The sequence below is a fragment of the uncultured Veillonella sp. genome (assembly GCF_938010505.1).
GTDB lineage: Bacteria > Bacillota > Negativicutes > Veillonellales > Veillonellaceae > Veillonella.
The window spans coordinates 1-3,471 of the sequence record NZ_CALLVP010000008.1; the positions used below are offsets into that span (position 1 = coordinate 1).

The window sequence follows — 3,471 nt, forward strand, 5'->3', positions numbered from 1 at the left end:
TCGATCGCTCACCAGAACGCATTCATAATCTTGAAAATACATTAGATGTTAGCCTTGTACAAGGTAATGGCAGTGATGTTGAATTACTGAATGAAATCGGTATATCTGACGTTGGTATGTTTATTGCTGTTACCGATTCGGACGAGGTAAATATGCTATCTTGTGCGGTGGCTAAAATAAAAGGTGTTCCTACGACTATTGCTCGCGTTCGTGATAATAGTGTAGCGGAACATATGGATGAGGAGATGCGAGCTCAATTAGGTGTCGACCTTTTTATCAATCCTGAAATGGTTACAGCTCAAGAGCTACTACGAATTCTAGAAACTCCATCAGCTATTGATGTTGAGGAATTTGGTCAAGGTGCAGTGCGCCTTATGGAATTCAAACTTACTGATGAATTTCCTTTGTTAGGGCAATCATTAAAAGATATTCGCTTCCCTGAAGGTGTTTTACTAGTGGGTATTTTACGCTATGGTGAAATGATCATTCCTCATGGTGAAAGTTATTTACAAGCCGATGATAGCGTATTTTTCTTAGGGCTCAAAGAGGCCGTTTCTGAGGTCGAAAAGCTTTGGTTCCACAATTATAGTACCTTTTATAAACGTGCCGTTATTATTGGTGCAGGTCTTTTAGGTCGTAATTTGACTGTACTACTTGAAAAAGCAGGTTTTTCTGTTAAAGTTATTGAAAAAGACTTTGACCGTTGTGAACAACTTGCTAATCAAGTTGATAAGGCCATGGTTATCAATGGAGATGGTACTGATTTTGATTTGCTCGAAGCTGAAGAAATTGCTGATAGTGATGTTATTATTGCTTTAACTGACGATGATAAACTCAATTTACTTGTTGCACTTGTAGGTAAGCATATGGGCATTCCTAAGACCGTAGTTCGCGTAGGTCGCCCAGAATATATTATGTTGATGGAGCAAGTAGGTATTGATGTAGTATTCTCTCCGCGTTTATTAACAGCAAGTCAAATCTTGCGATTTGTACGAAGTGGAGAAGGGGTTGTATCTATTTCCACCTTTGAAGGCGGTAAGGCCGAATCAATCGAGATTGAGATTACTAGTGAATCTCCAGTAGCAGGTAAGCAGCTGAAAGATATTCGCTTGCCGGGAAAAGCTTTAGTAGGTGTTATTTTGCGAGGTGATGAGGCAATTGTACCTCGTGGTAATACAGAAATTTTAGATGGGGATCATATCGTACTATTTACATTACCTGAAACGGTAAGTAAATTACTTAAATATCTTACTTAATTTGGAGGGGCTATGCGAATTCAAATCGTTATGTCCTTAGTGGGCCGACTGCTTTATATATTTGGTGCTTTTACCATTATTCCTTTTATATATGGTGTCGTATTTGAAACTGCATATTGGTCATTTTTGATAACTACATGCCTTTCTTTAGGTTTAGGTGGTCTTTTATCCTATTATGGTCGTGAAAGTCAAAGCTTTAGCCTTCGAGATGGTTTCTTGGTTGTATCCTCTACTTGGATACTTACTGTTTTATTAGGGGCGTTACCATTTTTAGGTAGTGGTGTATTAACAAATGTTTTTGATGCACTATTTGAAGCTACATCGGGGATTACTGCAACAGGTGCCACTATTATTTATAGTGTTGACGATCTACCAAATTCGTTCATATTATGGCGTGGCCTTATGCACTGGATTGGCGGTATGGGGATTATCGTTCTCATTTTGTCATTTCTTAAAAACTTAGGTGCCGATGCAGCTCATTTCTTTAATGCGGAGGCATCAGTACCAAAACCAGGTATAGTAATGCCACGTATTCAATCGATGGCTACTAAACTTTGGCGGTTATATGTTTCTTTTACTGCGCTTTGTTTCCTTATGCTTTGGGCAGGTGGTATTGAACCATTTGATGCCCTAAATTATGCTTTCTCCATTATTGCTACCGGCGGTTTTGCACCAACATCAGCTGGGGCTTTTATATATGAACAAAGTAATTATATTTGTTTCGTCTTTATTTTCTTTATGTTTCTTGCGGGTGGCAATTTCTCCGTTTATTATAATGCACTTCAAAAAGGTATTGGTGTTTTAATCAATGATTTTGAAACACGAATGTACTGGCTTGTTGTGTTTATTGGCATTACCATAGTAACAATATCTTTAGCTTTGCATTCAAGCTTTTCCAATCCATTAGAAGTTGTTAGAAATGCTGCTTTTAACTTGGTATCTCTTCAAACTGGTAGTGGCTTTGCTATTAGTGATTATGATTTGTGGCCTGCTACCGCACAGATGATGTTATTTATTTGTACATTTTTTGGTGGTTGTAGTGGTTCTACAACAGGAGGCGTAAAAATTATACGACTTATTATTTTGATCAAGAGTTGTATTATTTATTTACGAAAATCTATTCATCCTGATATGGTGCAAGTGGTTCGTATTAATGGCAAACCGATGCCTATTAAATGGATTCAGATGACACAGCAATTTTTATTTTTATATTTAATGATTTATGTGGTATCTGTTTTTCTAATAACTTGTACTGGTCTTAATACATATGATTCCATGCAGGTTGTTACGGCCTTCCTTAGTAATGTGGGCCTTGGATTTGGTGGTTTTGGTCCTACTGATTCCTTTAGTATTATGCCTGATACTGCTAAATGTATTGCTATTGTCGATATGTTATTAGGTCGTTTGGAGTTATTTACGATTTTAGTTATGCTTCATCCTCAGTTTTGGGAAGGATATTTCATTAAAAAAGAGGTTCCTAAGCGTTATCGTATTTTATAGGAGGGCGGAACTATATGAACGTTATAAAACGCCCCCTAGGGCTTTATAAAGCAAATTGTTATGTGCTTATAAAAGAGGGGAAGTCTTTAATTATTGATCCAGGATTTCATTGTAACCATATTATAGATATGGTTGCAGAGTCTGAACCCATAGCGGTTTTATTAACACATGGTCATTGTGACCATGTGTCAGCTTTAGATGAAGTATGTACACATTATAATATTCCCGCTTATTTACATCCTTTAGATCAAGAGTTATTACAGCTAATTCGACGTAGGCCTAGTGTGTATAAAAAGAAAATGTATACAAGTTGTAATGATTTGGTAGAAGGTCGATTACAGTTAGAGCCTTTTGATATACTAGTTCATCATACACCTGGTCATAGTGCGGGATCGGTCTGCTTAGAAATTGAAGGTCATCTATTTACAGGTGATACTTTATTTAAACAAAATGTGGGGAATACAGATAATTATAAAAGTAATTCAGATGATTTGATTAAAAGCTTGAAGCACATTTTGAGTTTATCAAAAGACTTAATTGTTGAGCCAGGACATAAGGACTCTACTATACTAAAATATGAGAAAGAATTTATTAAAAATATTATAGTATAGTGTTGACAAAAGTTCTGATAACCGATATACTAAGCAAGTACTTTGGATACGGCCCCGTGGTGTAGCGGTTAACATGTCGCCCTGTCACGGCGAAGATCGTCAGT

3 protein-coding genes are annotated in these 3,471 nt (G+C 36.8%); all 3 read left to right on the plus strand.

What is annotated here, in order from left to right:
• The coding region (gene trkA / locus Q0507_RS00380) for a Trk system potassium transporter TrkA (protein ID WP_298710739.1) at positions 1-1,256 on the plus strand (1,256 nt) is incomplete at its 5' end.
• 12 nt (positions 1,257-1,268) lie between these two features.
• Positions 1,269-2,756 (plus strand): TrkH family potassium uptake protein, encoded by a 1,488-nt coding sequence (locus tag Q0507_RS00385; RefSeq protein ID WP_298710742.1) that lies wholly within the window; start codon positions 1,269-1,271, stop codon positions 2,754-2,756.
• A 14-nt stretch (positions 2,757-2,770) separates the two neighbouring features.
• A complete protein-coding gene (locus Q0507_RS00390; protein WP_298710745.1) occupies positions 2,771-3,367 on the plus strand; it encodes an MBL fold metallo-hydrolase in 597 nt (198 codons plus the stop codon).
• The last annotated feature ends 104 nt before the right edge of the window (positions 3,368-3,471 follow it).

What these genes read in the sequence shown, in the direction of transcription:
- Q0507_RS00385 (WP_298710742.1), top strand. Translation starts at nt 1,269, where the DNA reads ATGCGAATTCAAATCGTTATGTCCTTAGTGGGCCGACTGCTTTATATA.
- Q0507_RS00390 (WP_298710745.1), top strand. Translation starts at nt 2,771, where the DNA reads ATGAACGTTATAAAACGCCCCCTAGGGCTTTATAAAGCAAATTGTTAT.